At 61.6% G+C, this 20,890-nt stretch carries 18 protein-coding genes and 1 riboswitch; of the genes, 12 read left to right on the top strand and 6 right to left on the bottom strand.

From position 1 onward, the window contains the following. Positions 1-145 precede the first annotated feature (145 nt). The 5 genes from msbA to hldE all read left to right on the top strand — a co-directional run bounded on the left by msbA (position 146) and on the right by hldE (position 6,501). Complete coding sequence (gene msbA / locus V7773_RS23030; protein ID WP_063323217.1) at positions 146-1,936, top strand: lipid A export permease/ATP-binding protein MsbA; 1,791 nt, start codon at positions 146-148, stop codon at positions 1,934-1,936. Then, positions 1,936-2,832 (top strand): GNAT family N-acetyltransferase, encoded by an 897-nt coding sequence (locus V7773_RS23025; protein WP_336075380.1) that lies wholly within the window; start codon positions 1,936-1,938, stop codon positions 2,830-2,832. Before msbA ends, V7773_RS23025 begins: the two co-directional genes overlap by 1 nt. 16 nt (positions 2,833-2,848) lie before the next feature. Then, entirely contained in the window at positions 2,849-4,264 is a 1,416-nt protein-coding gene (locus V7773_RS23020; RefSeq protein WP_336075338.1) for a PIG-L deacetylase family protein, read from the top strand. A 121-nt stretch (positions 4,265-4,385) separates the two neighbouring features. Continuing rightward, positions 4,386-4,994, top strand: a complete 609-nt coding sequence (cysC, locus tag V7773_RS23015) for an adenylyl-sulfate kinase (RefSeq protein ID WP_063323215.1) — start codon at positions 4,386-4,388, stop codon at positions 4,992-4,994. An 85-nt stretch (positions 4,995-5,079) separates the two neighbouring features. Continuing rightward, complete coding sequence (gene hldE, locus V7773_RS23010; protein WP_063323214.1) at positions 5,080-6,501, top strand: bifunctional D-glycero-beta-D-manno-heptose-7-phosphate kinase/D-glycero-beta-D-manno-heptose 1-phosphate adenylyltransferase HldE; 1,422 nt, start codon at positions 5,080-5,082, stop codon at positions 6,499-6,501. Between the two features lie 146 nt (positions 6,502-6,647). On the opposite strand, the gene V7773_RS23005 is transcribed toward hldE, so the two are convergent. The 4 genes from V7773_RS23005 to V7773_RS22990 form a co-directional block, all read right to left on the bottom strand. Next, positions 6,648-7,613: a metal ABC transporter ATPase gene (locus tag V7773_RS23005; RefSeq protein WP_092146669.1), complete on the bottom strand. Its 966-nt coding sequence runs from the start codon at positions 7,611-7,613 to the stop codon at positions 6,648-6,650. Between the two features lie 34 nt (positions 7,614-7,647). Further along, positions 7,648-8,460, bottom strand: a complete 813-nt coding sequence (locus V7773_RS23000; protein ID WP_336075334.1) for an aldo/keto reductase — start codon at positions 8,458-8,460, stop codon at positions 7,648-7,650. After that, on the bottom strand, positions 8,457-9,632 hold the full coding sequence (locus V7773_RS22995; RefSeq protein WP_336075331.1) for an NAD(P)/FAD-dependent oxidoreductase: 1,176 nt from the start codon (positions 9,630-9,632) through the stop codon (positions 8,457-8,459). The genes V7773_RS23000 and V7773_RS22995 overlap by 4 nt, the downstream gene beginning before the upstream one ends. Positions 9,633-9,853: 221 nt before the next feature. Further along, entirely contained in the window at positions 9,854-10,186 is a 333-nt protein-coding gene (locus V7773_RS22990) for a DMT family transporter (protein WP_046065574.1), read from the bottom strand. Between the two features lie 103 nt (positions 10,187-10,289). On the opposite strand from V7773_RS22990, the gene V7773_RS22985 reads away from it, so the two are divergent. Continuing rightward, entirely contained in the window at positions 10,290-11,180 is an 891-nt protein-coding gene (locus V7773_RS22985; RefSeq protein ID WP_336075330.1) for a LysR family transcriptional regulator, read from the top strand. Between the two features lie 22 nt (positions 11,181-11,202). Further along, positions 11,203-12,477 (top strand): lipid IV(A) 3-deoxy-D-manno-octulosonic acid transferase, encoded by a 1,275-nt coding sequence (waaA, locus tag V7773_RS22980; RefSeq protein WP_336075328.1) that lies wholly within the window; start codon positions 11,203-11,205, stop codon positions 12,475-12,477. Positions 12,478-12,627: 150 nt separating this feature from the next. On the opposite strand, the gene V7773_RS22975 is transcribed toward waaA, so the two are convergent. Further along, complete coding sequence (locus V7773_RS22975) at positions 12,628-14,067, bottom strand: TolC family outer membrane protein (protein WP_336075327.1); 1,440 nt, start codon at positions 14,065-14,067, stop codon at positions 12,628-12,630. A gap of 154 nt (positions 14,068-14,221) precedes the next feature. Continuing rightward, positions 14,222-14,327, top strand: a riboswitch (TPP riboswitch). 175 nt (positions 14,328-14,502) lie between these two features. On the opposite strand from V7773_RS22975, the gene thiC reads away from it, so the two are divergent. Further along, a complete protein-coding gene (gene thiC / locus V7773_RS22970; RefSeq protein WP_092146657.1) occupies positions 14,503-16,392 on the top strand; it encodes a phosphomethylpyrimidine synthase ThiC in 1,890 nt (629 codons plus the stop codon). A 214-nt stretch (positions 16,393-16,606) separates the two neighbouring features. Next, the gene (cytX, locus tag V7773_RS22965; protein ID WP_336075326.1) at positions 16,607-17,899 is read left to right on the top strand and encodes a putative hydroxymethylpyrimidine transporter CytX; all 1,293 of its coding nucleotides are present in this window, start codon (positions 16,607-16,609) and stop codon (positions 17,897-17,899) included. On the opposite strand, the gene V7773_RS22960 is transcribed toward cytX, so the two are convergent. After that, positions 17,868-18,614, bottom strand: coding sequence for a DUF3298 domain-containing protein (locus V7773_RS22960; RefSeq protein WP_072340089.1), 747 nt, complete (start codon positions 18,612-18,614; stop codon positions 17,868-17,870). The two genes, cytX and V7773_RS22960, sit on opposite strands and share 32 nt — an antisense overlap. A 214-nt stretch (positions 18,615-18,828) precedes the next feature. Between V7773_RS22960 and V7773_RS22955 the strand changes: the two genes are divergently transcribed. The 3 genes from V7773_RS22955 (at position 18,829) to cpdA (ending at position 20,828) form a co-directional block, all read left to right on the top strand. Continuing rightward, entirely contained in the window at positions 18,829-19,446 is a 618-nt protein-coding gene (locus V7773_RS22955; protein ID WP_063323205.1) for an NUDIX domain-containing protein, read from the top strand. Further along, on the top strand, positions 19,437-19,889 hold the full coding sequence (locus V7773_RS22950; RefSeq protein WP_003186471.1) for a DUF1249 domain-containing protein: 453 nt from the start codon (positions 19,437-19,439) through the stop codon (positions 19,887-19,889). The genes V7773_RS22955 and V7773_RS22950 overlap by 10 nt, the downstream gene beginning before the upstream one ends. Before the next feature lie 123 nt (positions 19,890-20,012). After that, the gene (gene cpdA, locus V7773_RS22945; protein ID WP_336075323.1) at positions 20,013-20,828 is read left to right on the top strand and encodes a 3',5'-cyclic-AMP phosphodiesterase; all 816 of its coding nucleotides are present in this window, start codon (positions 20,013-20,015) and stop codon (positions 20,826-20,828) included. Positions 20,829-20,890 lie beyond the last annotated feature (62 nt).

Here is a 20,890-nt window from a genome sequence, read left to right as displayed (position 1 = left end):
TTCGGTTTCTTGATGCTTTTGACGCGAAGGCGAATTGCTATCGCTGTGCTGTCCAGTCGTTCAGTCCTGACTGCGCCGGTGTTGTAATTCGTTCGCTGTTACAATCCAGACCTTGTCTCTTTTTCAAACGTCCGAGGCGCACCGAATGGCCAATATCGACCAGCAGTCGAGCATGACGATTTACTTGCGGTTGCTGAAATACGTGCTCCCGTACTGGGGTGCTTTCGCCATCAGTATTATCGGTTTCGTGCTGTTCGCATCCAGCCAGCCAATGCTGGCAGATATGCTCAAGCATTTTCTCGACGCTTTGCAGAAGCCCAACGACACTCAGTTCATGGGCGTTTCGTTGGTGCTCGGCGTGCCGTTGCTGATCGTGCTCATTGCCGTCTACCAAGGCATAGGCTCATTCCTGGGTAATTACTACCTGGCCAAGGTTGCCCGTGGCGTTGTCCACGACCTGCGTTGCGCCCTCTTCGACAACCTCCTGACCCTGCCCAACCGTTACTTTGACAACCATAACTCCGGCCATCTGATATCCCGTATTACCTATAACGTGACCATGGTCACCGGTGCCGCCACCGATGCGATCAAGGTCGTGATCCGTGAGGGCCTGACGGTGGTGTTCCTGTTCGGTTATTTGCTGTACAGCAACTGGAAGATGACGCTGGTATTGCTGGCGATTCTGCCGGTTATTGCCATTCTGGTGAGTAGCGCGAGCAAGAAATTTCGTAAACAGAGCAAGAAAATCCAGGTGGCGATGGGCGATGTGACTCACGTGGCCTCGGAGACGATCCAGGGCTACCGTGTGGTTCGCAGCTTTGGCGGTGAAAGTTACGAAATCGAACGGTTTCACAAGGCCAGCGCCGATAACATGAACCGCAGCCTGGGTATGACCCGGACCCAGTCGATCTATACGCCGATGTTGCAGTTGGTGATCTACATCGGCATGGCCGTGTTGATGTACCTGGTGCTTTATCTTCGCGGCGATGCTTCTGCTGGCGAGCTGGTTGCCTACATCACGGCTGCCGGTTTGTTGCCCAAGCCCATTCGTCAATTGTCGGAAGTCAGTGCCACGATCCAGAAAGGCTTGGCCGCAGCGGATAGCATTTTCGAGCAGCTTGACGAGGAACCGGAAGTCGATACGGGGACCAAGGAGATGGCTCGTGTCAACGGGCGTCTGGAAGTGCGTAACCTGAGCTTTCAGTATCCGGGGACCGAGAAGATCGTGCTCGATGACATTTCCTTTACGGCCGAAGAAGGTCAGATGATTGCTCTGGTGGGGCGTTCGGGCAGCGGAAAGTCGACCTTGGCCAACCTGATCCCGCGTTTCTATCACCATGACCAGGGCCAGATCCTGCTCGATGGGGTGGACGTCGAGCAATACAAACTTACCAACCTGCGGCGCCACATCGCCCTCGTGACCCAGCAGGTCACTCTGTTCAACGACAGCGTCACTAATAACATCGCTTATGGTGACCTTGCCGATGCGCCGTTCGAATCTGTGCGCAAGGCGGCTGAAGATGCCTACGCCGCCGAGTTCATCGAACAGATGCCTCAGGGGTACGACACGCTGGTGGGCGAAAACGGCGTCCTGCTTTCCGGAGGGCAGCGTCAGCGCCTGGCGATAGCCCGTGCGCTGCTCAAGAACGCACCGTTGTTGATCCTGGATGAGGCGACCTCGGCCCTTGATACCGAGTCCGAGCGCCACATCCAGGCAGCTTTGGATCAAGTGATAAAAGGGCGCACCACGCTGGTGATTGCTCACCGCTTGTCGACTATCGAGAAGGCCGACTTGATCCTGTTGATGGACAAGGGGCGCATCGTCGAGCGCGGTACTCATGCCGAGTTGCTGGCACTCAATGGCTTCTATGCCCGCTTGCACGAGAAAGATTTCGTCGAAGGTGCCGAAGAGGCAGCGAAGGAGTCCTTCGTTTGATTTTGAGTTACTGGCGGTCTTGGCGAGAAAGTGGTTGGACCCCCATTGATGCTGTGGCTTACGCCCAGGCCTGGCAACAGTTTGGCGGCAGTGTGGCAACTCATCCCGATGTGGTCGAGCGCCTGGCCGGGCTTGTAGGTATTCCGGTGCGTTACCTGGGGTGGTTCGTTGACGGGCAATTGTGTGCTGCGATCCCGACCTGGGGACGTCATGTGGCCTTATCCAAGGATGTGCTCAAGCGTCAAGGCAAGCGTGGCATGCTCGATCTTGGCAATGCCGAGGTTATCCTGCCGGTTGCCGAAGACGCTCGGATTCGTGTACGACATCGCATGCGCTATGTGTCCGAGCTCAATGCCCGGAACGTGACCGGCCTTGCTGAGCAGCCTGAGGGGTTGGCGCTGGCCCGTGAACCCGAGGAATACAGTAAGAAGTTTCGTTACAACCAACGACGCGAGCAGCGTTTGTTGGAGGATGCGGGTGGCATTATCCGGCCTATGCTGGAGCTGAGCGCCAGCGAACAGGCGGCCATCTATGCAGACCTGTTCCAACGCCGCTGGAACTTCGAAGCCCCGGGCAAAAAACATCTGGCTGATGTGTTCGGCCTGATGCGAGAGTTCATGACCGGGTCCTTGATTTACCTGAACGACGAGCCGGTGGCTATCCAGATCCTGTACCGGGTCGAGGCACCCAAGTGGACCAGTCTTGAGTACATCAACGGCGGCGTCGACCCGCAGAGTCGCGAGTTCAGTCCTGGCAGCGTGCTCAGTTTCGTCAATACCCAAACCGCTTGGGAGCAGGCTCGCGCCCTGGGCAAGCCGCTGCGTTATTCGTTCGGCCGTGCCGATCGCGAATACAAGGATCGCTGGTGTCACCGGGTTCCGGTCTATCAGGTTTGAGCGAGGGTAAACAGCCATGAGCGGACGCAAACAGCAATTGCTCAAACGCCATCGTCAACGCAAACGCCTGATACTGATTGGCATGCTGCTGGTGGCGTCGGCACTGGGTTTTTTTGTGTCGTGGTGGGCGTCGCCGCTTTTCCTGCTGTTGGGCTGGGTCGCCCACGAGGCCTGGTTTTGCGATCATCTGTTCTATGCTCCGGACGACGACTATCGTTATGACTTCCCTGCAGGCACGCTGCAGTTTTCTGCCATTTTGAACGATGGTCTCTTGCAGGTGGCGGGCGCGTTCAGTGCGGGGCAGACTCTGATTCTGCAGGTGCGGGTCAAAAGCCATTGGTTGGGGCGTTTTTTCGATCCTCAGGTATGGATCGGTGACGATCGTCAGGATCTGGAGCGCGGTGTCGCGGGGGAACGTTTCCTCAATCTGTCCGGACAGGATTCGCTACTGGCAAGCGGCGCCCTGAGAGTGCACGGCCGTTTTTGCAGCCTGGCGTCACAGGCGACCCTTCATGTCCTGAGCAACCCGGACTTTGGCCAGCAACGTTTGCTTATCATTGCCCCTCATGCCGATGATGCCGAACTCGCGGCTTTTGGTCTCTATAGTCGGGCGAGCGATGTGGCCATTGTCACGCTCACCCAGGGTGAAATCGAAGCCGATAACTATCGCGATATGGGCCTGGACATGGCTCAAGCCGCTCGTCTGAAGGGCCGCCTGCGTAGCTGGGACAGCCTGGCGGTACCGCTGTGGGGTGGGGTGGGGCAGCAGCAGTGTGTGCAATTGGGCTACTACTGCCTTCAGTTAGGGGCAATGGCGCAGCAACCGGAGCGAAGCTTCGGCTCTCTGGAGTCGGGCGATAGTGATACTCGGGACGTGCGCCGGTTCAACGCCCTGAGTCTGCCTGGTGACGTTGACGGCCAGCCCAGTTGGCGCAACCTGGTGGCCGATCTGGTAGGACTGCTTGAGCATCACCGACCGGACGCGGTAGTGACACCTCATCCCGAACTGGATCCTCACAGCGACCATGTTGCCGGTACTCGCGCCTTGATGGAGGCAATTGAACTCAGTACCTGGCGCCCACGTACCCTGCTGCTGTATGCCAACCACCTGCACGATAACGACCGTTGGCCAATGGGTCCGGCAGGCTATGGTATCGCCTTGCCGCCAGCCATCGAGCCGTTGCCGGCCGATGGCCTGTGGAGTCCGCTGCTGGATGCACCAACCCGCATGGACAAGGCGATGGCCTTAGGCATGCAGCACGATCTGCAGGGGCGTCCACCCTTCAAAAGACAGCTGCGGCGAATGATCCAGCGGTTGTTGGCCGGGCGTCGCTGGCCTCGCACCGGGGAGGATGAGTTTTTCCGCAAGGCGGTTCGTCGACATGAGCTTTTCTGGACGCGCCCACTGGATGTGTCGCCAAAGGATGATTAGCGAGCCGTCGACATGCGGTGTTCAGCCTATGCTTTGCTCTGGGCAATAAGTCGGTATACGCGCCATGCAGCGCGGAGGCCGGTAAACCCCCAGGATTTCGATTTCAGGGAGAGACTCGGTTATGGACAGGACGACAAAGATATCGACATCACGGCCGGCTATCGGGCCTTCTGCGTTGACAGTCTCAGCGCAGGCCCGGGCGGCGATCAAATCCCAGCGACCGCGATGTATTTGGCTGACCGGTTTGTCCGGCGCGGGAAAGTCAACATTGGCCAATGCGTTGGAAGTGCGCTTGCACGAGCTAGGCCTCCACACCTGCCTCCTTGACGGGGACAACCTGCGCCAGGGGTTATGCAGTGACTTGGGCATGAGTCCCGAGGCGCGCAAGGAAAACATCCGACGAATCGGTGAGGTGGCGCGATTGATGGTCGATGCTGGACTGATCGTCATTGTCGCGGCCATTTCCCCGTTTCGGGCTGACCGTGAGGCCGCACGGCAATTGTTCGCCCCGGACACTTTTCTCGAAGTCTATGTGAGCACGCCTTTTGACGTGTGTGCCAAACGAGATCCAAAAGGACTGTATCGGGAGGCGCGCGCGGGTAGGCTCAAGAATTTCACCGGGCTCGACAGTCCATACGAAGTGCCGCTGACACCCGCTTGCGAAATCGACACCGACAAGCTGGAGCTGGGCCAGGCCTGCGACCGGCTGTGGGCGCTATTGCACGACTAACGCATCCCGTCACCGCCATAGAAGAGCCTTGCGCCAACCCTGTGCTAATATCCCCGCCCTGTTCATTTTGTATGTGGGATGCTCCATGAAGTTGTCCATGCCGCGATTCGATCAAGCCCCCGTATTGGTGGTCGGCGATGTCATGCTCGACCGCTACTGGCATGGCGGTACCTCACGAATTTCCCCAGAGGCGCCAGTACCGGTGGTCAAGGTCGAGCATATCGAGGATCGTCCCGGTGGTGCCGCCAACGTTGCCTTGAACATCGCCGCCCTCGGCGCGCCGGCTTCCCTGGTGGGCGTGACCGGCGACGACGAGGCTGCCGACAGCTTGACCAACAGCCTCAAGGGCGCGGGCGTACGTGCGATATTCCAGCGTGTTGCGCACCAGCCGACCATCGTCAAGCTGCGGGTCATGAGTCGTCACCAGCAACTGTTGCGCATCGATTTCGAAGAGCCGTTCGCCACCGACCCCCTGGCCCTTGGTGCCGAGGTCGACAGCCTGCTCGAAGGCGTCAAGGTCCTGGTGTTGTCGGACTACGGCAAAGGCGCGTTGAAAAACCACCAGGCGCTGATCCAGGCCGCGCGTGCCCGTGGCATTCCGGTCCTGGCCGATCCCAAGGGCAAGGATTTTTCCATCTACCGTGGTGCCAGTCTGATCACGCCGAATCTCAGCGAATTCGAAACCATCGTTGGCGGTTGTGTCGATGAGCACGAACTGGTGAGCAAAGGCGCCCAGCTGATGCAAGACCTCGATCTCGGCGCCTTGCTGGTGACCCGTGGCGAGCATGGCATGACCCTGCTGCGCCCCGATCACCCGGCGTTGCACCTGCCGGCCCGTGCCCGTGAAGTGTTCGACGTGACGGGGGCCGGCGACACCGTGATCTCTACCCTGGCCGCCGCCATCGCCGCAGGGGAAGAACTGCCCCATGCGGTAGCCCTGGCGAACCTGGCGGCCGGCATCGTTGTTGGAAAACTGGGTACGGCGGCGATCAGCGCCCCGGAATTGCGCCGCGCCATCCAGCGTGAGGAAGGCTCCGAGCGCGGTGTGCTGGGCCTGGAGCAACTGTTGCTGGCCGTTGACGACGCCCGTGCCCATAACGAACGAATTGTCTTCACCAATGGTTGCTTCGACATCCTGCACGCAGGCCACGTGACTTACCTCGAGCAGGCCAGGGCCCAAGGTGATCGTCTGATCGTCGCGGTCAATGACGATGCCTCCGTCAGCCGCCTCAAAGGGCCGGGGCGGCCGATCAACAGCGTCGACCGACGCATGGCGGTCCTGGCCGGCCTGGGCGCGGTGGATTGGGTGATCAGTTTCAGCGAGGGCACGCCGGAAAACCTGCTGCGCGAAGTCAAGCCGGACGTGCTGGTCAAGGGCGGTGACTACGGGATCGATCAGGTTGTGGGCGCGGACATTGTCACCGCCTACGGCGGCACAGTGAAGGTGTTGGGGCTGGTGGAAAACAGCTCGACGACGGCGATTGTGGAGAAGATCCGCAACAACTGAGCCTGTGTACTGCAGCCAGCTTGCTTTTTGTGGCGAGGGAGCTTGCTCCCGCTGGAGCGCGAAGCGGTCCCGTTTCTAATTGGGCGCTGCGCACCCAAGCGGGAGCAAGCTCCCTCGCCACAAAAGCGCTCTGAGTGGTGTGGTTTCTAACGAGCCGCCTTGCGCGGCACGATCTTCTTGAGCAATTGCCGGGCCTTGCCCTTGAGTCGAGTCAGGCCTGACTCCTTGCCCGGTGGCGTCAGCCCTTGTTGGCGCAGCCAGTCCTTCCAGCGAATCCGCTCGTCTCGCACCAGCCAGCCGTCCTGCTTGGCAAAGCTCTCCGCCAGGTACAGCCCACGTGTGCTGGCCGGGTATAGCTGGTCCTTTTTCAAGGTGTACAGCTCGGGCATGGGTTGGCCGTCCTGTAGCGGCATCAAGTAGAGATCAGGTCGCTTGCGGTCCAGGCGCGCCACCAACTGGTCGCCCTCCAAACGCTCATCGACGTGAAACAGGCTCAGGGACTTGGCTTCCTTGGGCACATCCAGGCGCAAGTCATAGATCAATTGCAGCGATGCCGTTGGCAGATGCACGTAGGCCCGTGGTCGCTCGATCAGTTGCAGGTTGGCGCTGCGCACCGGGCGGGCGGAGCCCGAGAGGGGTGTCAGCCGAAACGGCAAGGCTTCGCGGTAATGCAGGGCCGTGGCGTAGGGGGCCGGCAGCCAGGTGTCGTTGAAACGCCCGCCAAGCCAGCCTTCCGGGGTTTCCAGCAGGCATTCTTCGGCAATTTCGCTGATGGCGGTAAGCAGTGGCAGGTTCAACTCGTGGGCTGGGACGTAGCCGGAAATCAGCTTGAGCACCACATCGCCGCGATCCTGCCGGCGCTGGCGCACCAGTACCCAATAGTCGCGGTTCTGCCAATGCAGGGTCAGGCGCACAGAAACGCCCAGGTTTGCCAACTCCAGGGAAAAGCGTTCGGTATCGGCCACGGCTACCGGGCGGCGGCGCTGCAAGGTCTGGGCGAAATTCAGCGGCATGCCGACGCTCTGGTAAGTCAGGCCTTCGGGTGTCGCTTCGACGAACAGGGGCAGGGTCTTGAAGTTGCTGGGATTCTTTCTGATGAGCGTACGCGGCATGTCGGCTCCTTCCTTAAGGCCGCGTAGGGCGGCGTCAGTTTTTACGCAGGACCTTGGCTACGGTCGCGACGTTGTGGGCGAGGTGCAGCGGATTGATGGTGCCGACAATAGCACTGGCGACCCCAGGATGCTCAAACAACAGTTCGAAGCTGGCGCGAACCGGGTCTACCCCGGGGCTCAGGCAAACGTGGCCGCTGGCCAGGGCCTTTTTCACCAGGATCGCTTTGCCGTGTTCGCTGGCGTAGTCAATGACAGCCTTTTCGTTTCGTTCGTTCAGATTGTAGGTGACCATCGCACAATCGCCTTGCTCCAAGGCTTTCAAGCCACCGTCGACGGTCTTGCCGGAAAAACCGAAGCCGCCGATCTTGCCCTCGCGCTTGAGCGCCGCCAGGGTCGGGTAGACCTCGCTGTCGTTGAGGATCGCCAGGTCGTTGCCGTCGGAGTGCACGAGCACCAGGTCGATATAATCGGTTTCCAGGCGCTTGAGGCTGCGCTCCACCGAGAATCGGGTATGGACGGCGCTGAAGTCATGGCGTGACTGGCCGTCGCTGAATTCTTCGCCGACCTTGCTGACGATCACCCAGTCCTGGCGTTGGCCGCGCAGCAGCGGGCCGAGGCGTTCTTCGCTCAGGCCATAGGCCGGCGCGGTGTCGATCAGGTTGATACCCAGGTCGCGCGCCAGTTTGAGCAACCTGCGCGCTTCGTCGTCATCGGGGATCTGAAAGCCGTTAGGGTATTTGACGCCTTGGTCGCGACCGAGCTTGACGGTCCCCAGGCCCAGGGGGGAGACCCGCGGGCCGTCATGGCCCAGGGGGCGATAGAGGTCATGCAGGGTCGGTTGGCTCATGGCAGCAGTTGCTCCCAGGCAGGGACGCCCATCGGCGGCTTCGGCAGGTCCGGCAGTGGGGCCGGGTGGCTTGGCTGGATGCCATCGCGTTGCAGCGCGTTGACCACCCGATCGGCGAAGTCCGGGGCCAGGGCCAGTTTGGTCGGCCAGCCCACCAGCAGGCGATCCTGCTCGGCGAGGAAGGCGTTGTCCGGGCGAGTCAGGCCCGACTGCAACGGTTCGGCGCGGTCCACCCGCAGCGTGGCCCATTGCGCCGTGCTCAGGTCAATCCAAGGCAACAACTGGCCGAGTTCTTTCTGGGCGGCGGCGATCTGTGCGGCAGGCTCGCGGGTCACGCCATCGCCTTCGGCCAGATCGCCACCCACGTACCAGACCCATTGGCCATCGGCCGCCGGATGAGTGGTCACGGTGACGCGCGGCTTCGGTCCGCCGCCCAGGCAATGGGCGTAGAGCGGCTTGAGGCTGGGGCCCTTGACCAGGACCATATGCAACGGTCGGCGCTGCATGGCTGGCTGGTCCAGGCCCAGGGCGTCGAGCAGGTCGGCGGTGCCGCCCCCGGCGCTGAGGACAATGCGTTGCGCACGAATCTCGCGGCCATCGACCTTGAGTCCGATCAGCTCGCCACCTTCGCGCAGCGGTTCGATGTGTTGCCCGGCCAGCAAGCTGTCGCCGGCCAGTTCCGCCAGGCGTGCGATCACGCTCGGCACGTCCACCACCAGCTCGGCCAGGCGATAGACCTTGCCCTTGAAGCGTTTGTCTTGCAGGGCCGGCGGCAACTGGTCGCCCTTGACCTGGTCGACCCGCCCGCGCACGGCCTTGCTGGCAAAGAAACTGGTGAGGTTGCCGGCCAGGGTGCCGGGGGACCAGAGGTAATGGGCGTCGGACAGAATGCGCACGCCGGACAGGTCCAGCTCACCTTCACCTTTCAGGGCTTCGCGCCAGCGACGCGGCATGTCGGCAATGGCTTCCGAGGCACCGGTCAGGGCGCCATGCAAGGCGTACTTGGCGCCGCCATGGATGATGCCCTGGGATTTGACACTCTGCCCGCCGCCGAGGCTGGCGCTTTCCACCAGCACGGTCGAAAAACCCTGGCGACGCAGGCGTGCATTCAGCCAGAGGCCGGCGACGCCTGCGCCGACAATCAGAATGTCGGTGGAAATAACGGATGGCATGAGCGACCTCAGTGTTCAAGACGAGGGCGCAGTATACAGACTCGGTGCAGAGGGAATTTGTTGACGATCAACATCGGCAGCGTGCAGGGAAAGCTTTTGTGGCGAGGGAGCTTGCTCCCGCTGGGTTGCGCAGCAACCCCATTTTTATGGGCGCTTCGCACCCAAGCGGGAGCAAGCTCCCTCGCCACAGAGGTGTTCCAGCTCAAATGATCAGTGTGTTTTCAGTGCCCGGCCGTCTTGGAAAACAGCTGGATCACCACCACCCCCAGCACGATCAACGCCATCCCCAGCATCGCCGGCACGTCCAGTTTCTGCCCATAGATGAACAACGCCGCGACACTGACCATGACGATCCCCAGTCCGGCCCAGACCGCATAGGCCACGCCCACCGGTACGGTGCGCACCACCAGCGTCAGCATCCAGAACGCGGTGGCGTAGCCGACAATGACCAGCAGCAAGGGCAGGGGTGTGCTCAGGCCCTTGATCGCTTTCATCGAAACGGTGGCGATCACTTCGGCGCAGATGGCGATGGCCAGGTAGTAGTAGGCGTTCATAGGCGGTTCCTCTTCGACGGTTGCGTCTTTCGATGGGGCCATTCTAGAGATAGGTCAGATGCGGTAAAGTCATTACCTATCTGTAATCAAGATAGGTTGAACCATGAACGTTCAGTGGAACCTGGAGCAATTGCGGCTGTTCGTCGGGGTCGCCGAGAAGCGTTCGTTTTCCGCCGTGGCCCGGGATCAGCGCAAAGCCCAATCGGCCGTCAGCAGTGCGATTGCGTTGCTGGAGACGGATTTGGGCGTGAACCTGTTCGAGCGCAGCAGCGGCCGTCAGCCCAGGCTCACCGACGCTGGCGAAGCCTTGCTCGAAGAGGCCAGGGAGGTACTGCGTCAGTGCGAGCGTCTCAATGGCCGGGCCCTGGCCCTGATGCGCGGGCAGGAAGCGTCGCTGCGCCTGGCCCAGGACGAAGCCATGCCCTATCAACCGGTCATCGACAGCCTGGCGGCCCTGGCCGAGCAATTCCCCTCCCTCGAAGTGCAATTGGCCAGCGCCGCCCAGGGCGACGTGGCGCGCAAACTGGTGGAGCGGCGCGCCGACCTCGGCTTGCTGTTCTATCACGACCAGATCCCCGAGGCGCTGGAGCGCCGGGTGCTGGGCAGCGTCGAGATGGTGACGGTGTGCGGCAGGGGCCACCCACTGGCGAACCATGATTATGTGACCTGTCGGGAAATGGCTCGGCACCGCCAGTTGTTGATGGCCACCCAGTCCAGCGTCTATCCCGGCAGTGAACAGGCCAGCCCGCAGGTCTGGCGAGCCGACAGTTTCTATGTGTTGGCCGAATGGCTGAGGAGCGGCCTGGGCTGGGCCTGGTTGCCACGGCATGTTGTGCAGTACCCGGCCTACCTGGGCGACATGGTCGAGCTCAGCAGCGAATGGACCCCGCCGGCCCTGGTGGTGGAACTGGTCTGGCGCCGCGATGAACCCCTGGGTCCGGCCGCGCGTTGGCTGGCGGAACGTTTTGCCGTGCAGTTGCAGGCGATTGGCTGAAAAACCGATAAACTCCGCCGCCATGAACAGAACTCTCTATAGCGCATTGTTTTACCTGGGGCTGCCACTGGTAGCGATTCGGCTGTGGTTGCGGGCCCGCAAGGCGCCGGCTTATGCCCGGCGCATTGGCGAGCGGTTCTCCTGGGGGCTGCCGGTCATGCTGCCGGGGGGCATCTGGGTCCACGCGGTGTCGGTGGGCGAGAGCATCGCCGCCGCGCCAATGATCCGCGCCTTGCTGCAACGTTATCCACAGCTACCGATCACCGTCACCTGCATGACGCCCACCGGTTCGGAGCGGATCCAGGCGTTGTTCGCCAACGAGCCGCGCATCCAGCATTGCTATTTGCCTTACGACTTGCCTTGCGCCGCCAAGCGTTTTCTCGACCGGGTCCGGCCGTCCCTGGCGGTGATCATGGAAACCGAGCTGTGGCCCAATCATATTCACCAATGCGCCAGACGCGGCATTCCCGTGGCCCTGGCCAATGCGCGGTTGTCGGAGCGTTCGGCGCGGGGTTATGCACGCTTTCCCAAGCTTACCCGGCCGATGCTCGCCGAGATGAGCCTGTTCGCCGTCCAGACCGACGCCGAAGCCGAGCGTTTCCGTCAGTTGGGCGCCCGGGTAGAAACCGTCGAGGTCACCGGCTCGATCAAGTTCGACCTGACCATCGACCCGCAACTGCTGGAAAACGCCAGCGCCTTGCGCCGCCAGTGGCAGGCAACCGAGCGCCCGGTGTGGATCGCCGCCAGCACCCATGAAGGCGAGGACGAAGTGGTGCTGGCTGCCCACCGTCGGTTGCTCGACAGCTATCCCGATGCGTTGCTGATCCTGGTGCCGCGTCATCCCGAGCGCTTCGACGCAGTGCACCAACTGTGTGTAAGCGAAGGGTTGGCCACGGTGCGGCGCTCCAGCGGGCAGCCCGTGACTGCGCAGGTTTCGGTGTTGCTCGGTGACACCATGGGTGAACTGCTGTTTCTCTATGCGTTGGCCGACAGCGCGTTCGTCGGTGGCAGCCTGGTGCCCAACGGTGGACACAACCTGCTTGAGCCGGCGGCGCTGGCGAAACCGGTGCTCAGCGGGCCGCACGTGTTCAACTTCCTCGAAATCGCCGCGCAACTGCGCGCCGCCGGTGCGCTGGCGGAAGTGGAAGATGCCGAAAGCCTGGCCCTGGCGGTGCAGCGCCTGTTCGAACTGCCCCGCGATGCCCAGCGCATGGCCGAGGCGGGGTTGAAGGTGATGCGCAGCAACCAGGGCGCGTTGCAGCGGTTGCTGGAGGGGTTGGGGCGGTTGCTCGACTGAGTTTTTGTGGCGAGGGAGCTTGCTCCCGCTCGGCTGCGAAGCAGCCGTAAAACCGGCACCACGGTTTTGGCTGGCAGTACGCGGTGACTGGTTTTGGGCCTGCTTCGCAGGCCAGCGGGAGCAAGCTCCCTCGCCACAAGGGTGTCGTCGTTATTGCGCCGGCCGCGAGCGCAACTGCTGCGCTGCTGCCTGGGCCAGGTCCGGCGGCAGGAAGTCGCGGTCCGGGTTGTAGTCGGGCTTGAGATAGCGTGACAGATCCTGCAGGTCCGCTGGGCTCAACGTCCCGGCCGCTTGCTTGAGCCGCAAGTTGTCGAGGATGTAGTCGTAGCGGGCGTTGTTGTAGTTGCGCACCGAGGTGTACAGCTGCCGCTGGGCATCGAGCACATCGACGATGTTGCGGGTGCCCACCTGGTAGCCGATTTCCGTGGCTTCCACCGCGCTCTGGTTGGAGATGATCGACTGGCGCCGGGCTTGGACCTGCTCCACGTCGGTGTTCACTGCACGGTGCAGGTTACGGGTGTTTTCCACCACCTGCCGGCGCAGGGCTTCGCGTTGCTGCTCGGTCTGGGTGAGTTGCGAGTAGGACTCGCGCACCTGGGAGCTGGTCAGCCCGCCGCTGAAAATCGGAATGTTCAGTTGCAAGGCCAGCGTGCGCTGATCGACGTCGCCGCTGTAGGTGCGGCCAAAGGCGTTCGGGTTGCTGAAACCCAAGGCGTCGTTGTCGCCTTTTTCGTATTTCGCCACGGCGTCCAGGGTCGGCGCGTGACCGGCCTTGCGCTGGCGTAACGTGTCTTCGGCGGCATCGACCGCGTAGTTGCTGGCCAGCAGGTTGAGGTTCTGCTTGGCGGCGGTGTCGACCCAGGCCTTGGCGTCGTTCGGCGTCGGCGGCAGGATCGGCAGGGTATGGACGATGCCCTGGAGCGAGTTGTACTGGCGGTTGGTCAGGGTGATCAATGCTTCGAACGCATCATCGACCTGGCGCTGGGCGAGGATCCGGTTGGCGCGTGCGGTGTCGTAGCTGGCCTGGGATTGCAGCACATCGGTCTTGTCCGACAGGCCGACGTCAAAACGTTCGTTGGACTGGTCGAGCTGGCGCTTGAACGCGGCTTCCTCGGCCTTGGTCGAGGCCAGGTTGTCCTGGCTGCGCAGCACGTTGAAGTAACTCTCGGCGCTTTGCAGGATCATGTTCTGCTCGGTAGCCGACAGTTGCAGCGAGGCCTGCTCATTCACCGACTTGGCGGCCTGGAACTGGAACCAGCGATCGGCACGAAACAAGGGCTGGGACAGTGTGGCCTGGTAGGAGCGGGCGCTACGGTTGGCAACCGCGGCAGGCTGGTCGATATCGGTGCGCACATTGGCGACTTCCGCACCACCGGACAGATTCGGCAACAACCCGGCGCGAGCCTGGGGCACCACTTCCTTCTGGGCGCCGTACTGGGCACGAGCCGCGGCCAGGTCGGCGTTGTTATCCACCGCTTCCTGATACACGCTCACCAGATCGGTTCTGGTGGTCAAGGGTGCTTCGGCAGCCCAGGCCATTCCATTGGACGCACAAGACACGGCAAGGGCCAGTGAGAGTTTGCGCAGCATGAGGCGTTCCCTACTTCTCAGATGATTGCGCACAAGAGGCGCGGCGTAGCGAGTGTAGTTGCGCCTGCGCGCCGCAACAATCCTGTATATGCGCCATTCATCACGCCTTTTGTCCTGGTGATGGCGTTCTCTCGTGGTTGTGTCTAGACTGGCCGGGTTCTTGTCGGGGTGCCTTGCTATGAGGCTGAGATCGAATAATTTCGGATCCCGTTGAACCTGATCAGGTTAGCGCCTGCGTAGGGAACAAGATTTCTCGTCACCCGGCGAGTCCTCTTGTGCTTCGTCCGGGATGTTGTTCGACCATCGACTTTCGATTTTCGAACATGCTCGAGCAGCAAGCACAGCGTCCGCACTTTCGTGCAGGGACGCGTCCATTCGTTACAGGTTCGCTCCGACAAAAATCCACTGCCTGGATGTGTGTCTGGAGAGCCCGTGATGACGACAAAATCAAAAAACGCGACCAACCTCAGCGATTCGGCCAAGGTCGATGAGCAATCGGTCCAGCCCTTTACCCGCTCGCAAAAAATCTATGTCCAGGGCAGCCGCCCGGATATCCGCGTGCCCATGCGCGAAATCAGCCTCGACGTGACCCCCACCGACTTCGGCGGCGAAATCAACGCGCCGGTCGTGGTGTACGACACCTCGGGCCCCTACACCGACCCGAACGTGATCATCGACGTGCGCAAAGGCCTGGCCGACGTGCGCTCTTCATGGATCGAAGCCCGTGGCGACACCGAGCGTCTTGCCGGCCTGAGCTCCAACTTCGGCCAGGAACGCCTGGCTGATCCCGAGCTGACCAAGCTGCGCTTCGCCCACGTGAACAATCCGCGTCGCGCCAAACCGGGCGCCAACGTCAGCCAGATGCACTACGCGCGCAAAGGCATCATCACCGCCGAGATGGAATACGTCGCCATCCGCGAAAACATGAAGCTGGAAGTCGCCCGCGCCGCCGGCCTGCTGGACCAGCAACACGCCGGCCACAGCTTCGGTGCCAGCGTGCCGAAAGTCATCACCCCGGAATTCGTCCGCGATGAAATCGCCCGTGGCCGCGCGATCATCCCGGCCAACATCAACCACACCGAACTGGAACCGATGATCATCGGCCGTAACTTCCTGGTGAAGATCAACGGCAACATCGGCAACAGTGCGCTGGGTTCGTCCATCGAAGAAGAAGTGGCGAAGCTGACCTGGGGCATCCGCTGGGGTTCGGACACGGTCATGGACCTGTCCACCGGCAAGCACATCCATGAAACCCGCGAGTGGATCATCCGCAACTCGCCGGTGCCGATTGGCACCGTGCCGATCTACCAGGCCCTGGAAAAAGTCGGCGGCGTGGCCGAAGACCTGACCTGGGAGCTGTTCCGCGACACGCTGATCGAACAGGCCGAGCAGGGCGTCGACTATTTCACCATCCACGCCGGCGTGTTGCTGCGCTATGTGCCGATGACCGCCAAGCGCGTCACCGGTATCGTCAGCCGTGGTGGTTCGATCATGGCCAAGTGGTGCCTGGCGCACCACAAAGAGAACTTCCTCTACACCCACTTCGAAGACATCTGCGAAATCATGAAGGCCTACGACGTCAGCTTCTCGCTGGGCGATGGCCTGCGTCCGGGCTCGATTGCCGACGCCAACGACGAAGCGCAGTTCGGCGAGCTGGAAACCCTCGGCGAGCTGACCAAGATCGCCTGGAAGCACGACGTGCAATGCATGATCGAAGGCCCCGGCCACGTGCCGATGCAGTTGATCAAAGAGAACATGGACAAGCAGCTCGAGTGCTGCGACGAGGCGCCGTTCTATACCCTCGGTCCACTGACCACCGACATCGCACCGGGCTACGACCACATCACCTCCGGCATCGGTGCGGCGATGATCGGTTGGTTCGGTTGCGCCATGCTCTGCTACGTCACGCCGAAGGAACACCTGGGCCTGCCGAACAAGGATGACGTGAAGACCGGGATCATCACCTACAAGATCGCCGCCCACGCGGCCGACCTTGCCAAGGGCCACCCGGGCGCGCAGATTCGTGACAACGCCTTGAGCAAGGCGCGCTTCGAGTTCCGTTGGGAAGACCAGTTCAACCTCGGCCTGGACCCGGATACCGCCCGCTCGTACCACGACGAAACCCTGCCGAAGGACTCGGCCAAGGTGGCGCATTTCTGCTCGATGTGCGGGCCGAAATTCTGCTCGATGAAAATCACCCAGGAAGTGCGCGAGTACGCGGCCAACCAGCGCATCGAGGCGGTGGACGTGGACGTTGCCCAGGGCTTGGCGGAACAGGCCGAGCGGTTCAAGAAGGAAGGAAGTCAGCTTTACAAGAAAGTGTGATCCGGGCGGTGCTTGCAAAAGCACCGCTCACCCTGTGTGGCGAGGGAGCTTGCTCCCGCTCGGCTGCGAAGCAGCCGCAAAACCTGCACCGCGATTCTGACTGACAGGACGCGGCGTTTGGTATTGGGTCTGCTTCGCAGACCAGCGGGAGCAAGCTCCCTCGCCACAAGGGGTGATCTGTGACCCAAAACAATAATCTCCCTTGAGAATATCTGTGAACATCCAACCTAGCACCTACTCCCCAGACACCGCGGTCCCCCTGGACAAACGTGTCTTCGGCGCCCGCGATCTATTTTCCCTGTGGTTCTCCCTGGGCATCGGCCTGATGGTCTTGCAGGTCGGTGCCTTGCTCGCACCGGGCCTGGGCTTGAGCGGCTCGTTGCTGGCGATTTTCCTCGGCACGCTGGTGGGCGTCCTGCTGCTGGCGGCCGTCGGTGTGATCGGCAGCGACACCGGCCTGTCGGCCATGGCCGCCCTCAAGCTCAGCCTCGGCGGCAAGGGCGCGAGCGTGCCGGCGGTGTTGAACCTGCTGCAGTTGATCGGCTGGGGCTCCTTCGAAATCATCGTCATGCGTGATGCCGCCAGCCTGCTCGGTGCCCGAGCCTTCAGCGAAGGCAGCCTGGGCTCCAACCCACTGCTGTGGACGCTGTTCTTCGGCGCCCTGGCGACCCTGCTTGCGGTCAGCGGGCCGTTGACGTTCGTGCGCAAGGTCCTGCGCAAGTGGGGCATCTGGCTGCTGCTGGCGGCGTGTATCTGGCTGACCTGGAACCTGTTCGCCAAGGCTGATCTGGTTGCGCTGTGGGCCCAGGCGGGTGACGGTTCGATGCCGCTGGCGGTGGGGTTTGATATCGCCATTGCGATGCCGCTGTCCTGGCTGCCGCTGATCGCCGACTACTCGCGCTTCGGCAAACGCGCCAAGAATGTCTTCGGCGGCACGGCCGTGGGGTTCTTCATCGGTAACGTCTGGCTGATGAGCCTGGGCGTGGCCTACACCTTGGCGTTCGCGCCGAGCGGTGAAGTCAATGCGTTGCTATTGGCCTTGGCTGGCGCCGGGTTGGGCATTCCGTTGCTGCTGATTCTGCTGGATGAGTCGGAAAACGCCTTCGCCGACATTCACTCGGCGGCGGTCTCCAGTGGCATGTTGTCGGGGCTGAAGGTCGAGCACCTGGCCTTGGCGATTGGCGTGCTCTGTACCTTGATCGCCTGCTTCGCGCCGTTGGCGCAATACCAGAACTTCCTGTTGCTGATCGGCTCGGTGTTCGCACCGCTGTTCGGCGTGGTGCTGGTGGATCACTTCATCCTGCGCAAGCGCAGCAGCCAAGTGGTATCAGCCGCATTGCGCTGGCCGGCCCTGTTGGCCTGGTTGGGTGGGGTGAGCACTTATCACTTGCTGGCCAACTTCCATCCAGACATCGGCGCAACCCTGCCTTCGTTGATTCTGGCAGGGTTGCTGCAACTGTTGCTGGGCCGGGCTTTCAGCTACGGCCGGGGAACAGCTCGGGCTTGAGGATGCCATTGAGGCGTGGGTAAGCGATCTTCAATTCGATGTGGCCCAGGGCGTACGGGGCGATGGTGCTCACTTCGTACTTGAGGATCACCCCGCCGTAGGTCAGCGCCACGTGTGGGGTTTTCTGGAAGGACCACTGTTTCAGGAACTCGGGTTCCTGATCCAGCTTGGTGCTGATCAGCCAACTGTTGTGGGCGACCTGGGCGGCTTTCCAGAAGGCTTCTTCCTGGCCCGGCAGCAGCATGTCCGACAGCGTCAGAACCTTGTGTTGCTGGCGCGAATAGTTGATGAAGCCGCGACCCGGCGTGCCGTGTGCGCCGCCGGTATCCAGGTAGCTGGACAGTTCGATGATCACCAGGCCGTCATGTTGCTCACGTACCTTGGCCTGCAAATAGCTGCTGTTGCGGGGCGCGGCGCTGCGCAGGAACTGCTCGCGATAGGCGGCAAGCGTCGGTGCAACCGGGGCGTCCGGGGTGGTGCGGGTCATTTGCAGCAGGCGTTTTTCGACGATGCCGTCCAGGGCCGGCTCGGTGGGAAAGTGCAGGGTATCGATGTTCACCAACGGGCAGTCGGCACTGGCGCATCCTTGTTGCAGTTGCTCCGACGCATCGCGGGTGGTTTCCAGCGGTGCGCGGTAATTGGGTTGGAACAGGCTTTGGCAAGCGCCCAGGGTCAGGGCAATGGCGGCCACGGAGGCAGTTTTGAAAAGCGACATGGGCGTCCTTCATGGAACAGGGAAAGGCGAAAAGTTACCCGCTTCGACTGCCAGCAGGACAATCAGTTCGCCACTAAGCTCATTAGAGTTCTTTCACCTTCTGCCGTCCATCCCGATGAGTGGAAAGGGGCTGCATCAAACGGTACGGGCGCGTTAGGATGGCGCGAAGCCGAGGTTGGAACCTCGTATTGATCCATTGCACACGAGGATTGTCATGACCGATTTCGCCAACGCCGCACCGAGCACCGTGGACATTGTCAAGCGCGAGAGCTGCTTCCAGGGTTTCTACAAACTCGATCGTGTGCACTTGCGTCACGAATTGTTTGCCGGTGGCATGAGCCGCGAAATCAGCCGTGAATTGTTCGTGCGCCATGACGCGGTGTGCGTGTTGCCCTACGACCCGCAGCGCGATGAAGTGGTGTTGATCGAGCAGTTTCGCGTTGGCGCCATGGACAAGGTCGCCAACCCTTGGCTGGTGGAATTGGTGGCCGGCCTGATCGACAAGGACGAACAACCGGAAGAAGTTGCTCATCGTGAGGCGCAGGAGGAAGCTGGGCTTGCCTTCGCTGCGCTTTGGCCGATGACCAAGTATTTTCCATCCCCGGGCGGCAGCGATGAATTCGTCCATTTGTACCTGGGGCGTTGCGACAGCACGGGGGCGGGCGGGCTGCATGGCCTGGCGGAAGAGGCGGAAGATATCCGCGTCAAGGTCTGGTCTTTCGAAGATGCCCTGCAAGCTGTGCGCGACGGACAAATCTGCAATGCACCGAGCATCATCGCCCTGCAATGGCTGGCCTTGAACCGCGAGGAAGTGAGGGGGTTATGGTCCTGAACAAGCTGCGCGATCGCTATCGCGTCGATCTGGTGGGGTTGCAGGCCGCCTGCGAGGCCAACTACGCCCGCCTGATGCGCTTGTTGCCGGACATGCGCAACGATCCGGCGCCGCGGCGTATCGCCGTAACCCACGGCGACCAGATGCTCGGCGTCCTGGCCCTCGAAGTGCTGCAGACCTGCCCGTACACCACGACCTTGCAGGTGCGCCAGGAGCACAGCCTGCCCTGGCTACCGGTGCCGCAGCTGGAAGTTCAGGTCTATCACGATGCGCGCATGGCCGAAGTCGTCAGTGCCGAACATGCACGACGCTTTCGCGGCATCTATCCTTACCCCAATGCGTCAATGCACCAGCCGGACGAAAAGGCCCAGTTGAACCTGTTCCTGGGTGAATGGCTGAGTCATTGCCTGGCGCTGGGCCACGAGTTCGAAGTCGTTCGGTAGTTGTCGTTCAAATACTGGACACTGGTTGTGAACCTGTTCCGGTTCGCGGGTTTCCCCTTTCGATCTTCCCCAGCATAATTGCGGCGTCATCCAACGGCGTGAGTGCGCCTGGGAGAGAGCGATTTGCCGAACGTATCCATCCTGACCACCGCTGATGCGGCGTTGCTGGTCCAGCTGTCCGACAGTCACCTGTTTGCCGAGGCCGACGGTTCGTTGCTGGGCATGAATACCCGCGACAGCCTGCGGGCGGTCGTTGACCTGGTGCTCAAGCAGCAGCCGAAGATCGATTTGATGCTGGCTACGGGGGATTTGTCCCAGGACGGTACGTTGGAGTCCTATCAGGTGTTTCGGCAGATGAGCGGGCGAATCGATGCGCCGGCGCGTTGGATTCCGGGTAACCATGATGAGCCGCAGGTCATGCTTGAAGCGGCGGTCAAGAGCACGCTGCTCGAACCGGTGGTGGATATTGGCAACTGGCGCGTCACCCTGTTGGATTCCGCCGTGCCGGGTTCGGTGCCGGGTTTTTTGGCTGAGGAGCAGTTGATTCTGTTGGCCAATGCCTTGAGTGAGGCGCCGGAGCGGCATCATCTGGTGTGTCTGCATCATCATCCGGTGTCGATTGGGTGTGTGTGGATGGAGCCTATCGGGTTGCGTAATCCTGAGGCGTTGTTTGCGGTGTTGGATCGGTTTCCTCAGGTGCGCGCTGTTCTGTGGGGGCATGTGCATCAGGAGGTTGACCGGGTCCGTGAGGGGGTTCGGTTGTTGGCTTCGCCTTCGACTTGTATTCAGTTTGAGCCGGGGAGTGAGGATTTTGCGGTGGGCTCGCAGGCGCCGGGGTATCGGTGGTTGCGGCTTTGGCCGGATGGGCGGTTGGAGACGGGGGTTGAGCGGGTGGTTGGGTTTGCTTTTACCCCGGACTATGAGTCCGACGGGTATTGAGTTTTGATTGAGTACATATCCATTGCTGCGCTAACGGCCACTTAGGGTTCCGCTCTTACAGC

Source organism: Pseudomonas sp. 3JA, assembly GCF_036961705.1.
Classification (GTDB): Bacteria; Pseudomonadota; Gammaproteobacteria; order Pseudomonadales; family Pseudomonadaceae; genus Aquipseudomonas; species Aquipseudomonas fluorescens_Q.
The sequence above is the reverse complement of the archived record's forward strand: the minus strand, read 5'-3'. Positions and strand labels throughout refer to the sequence as shown.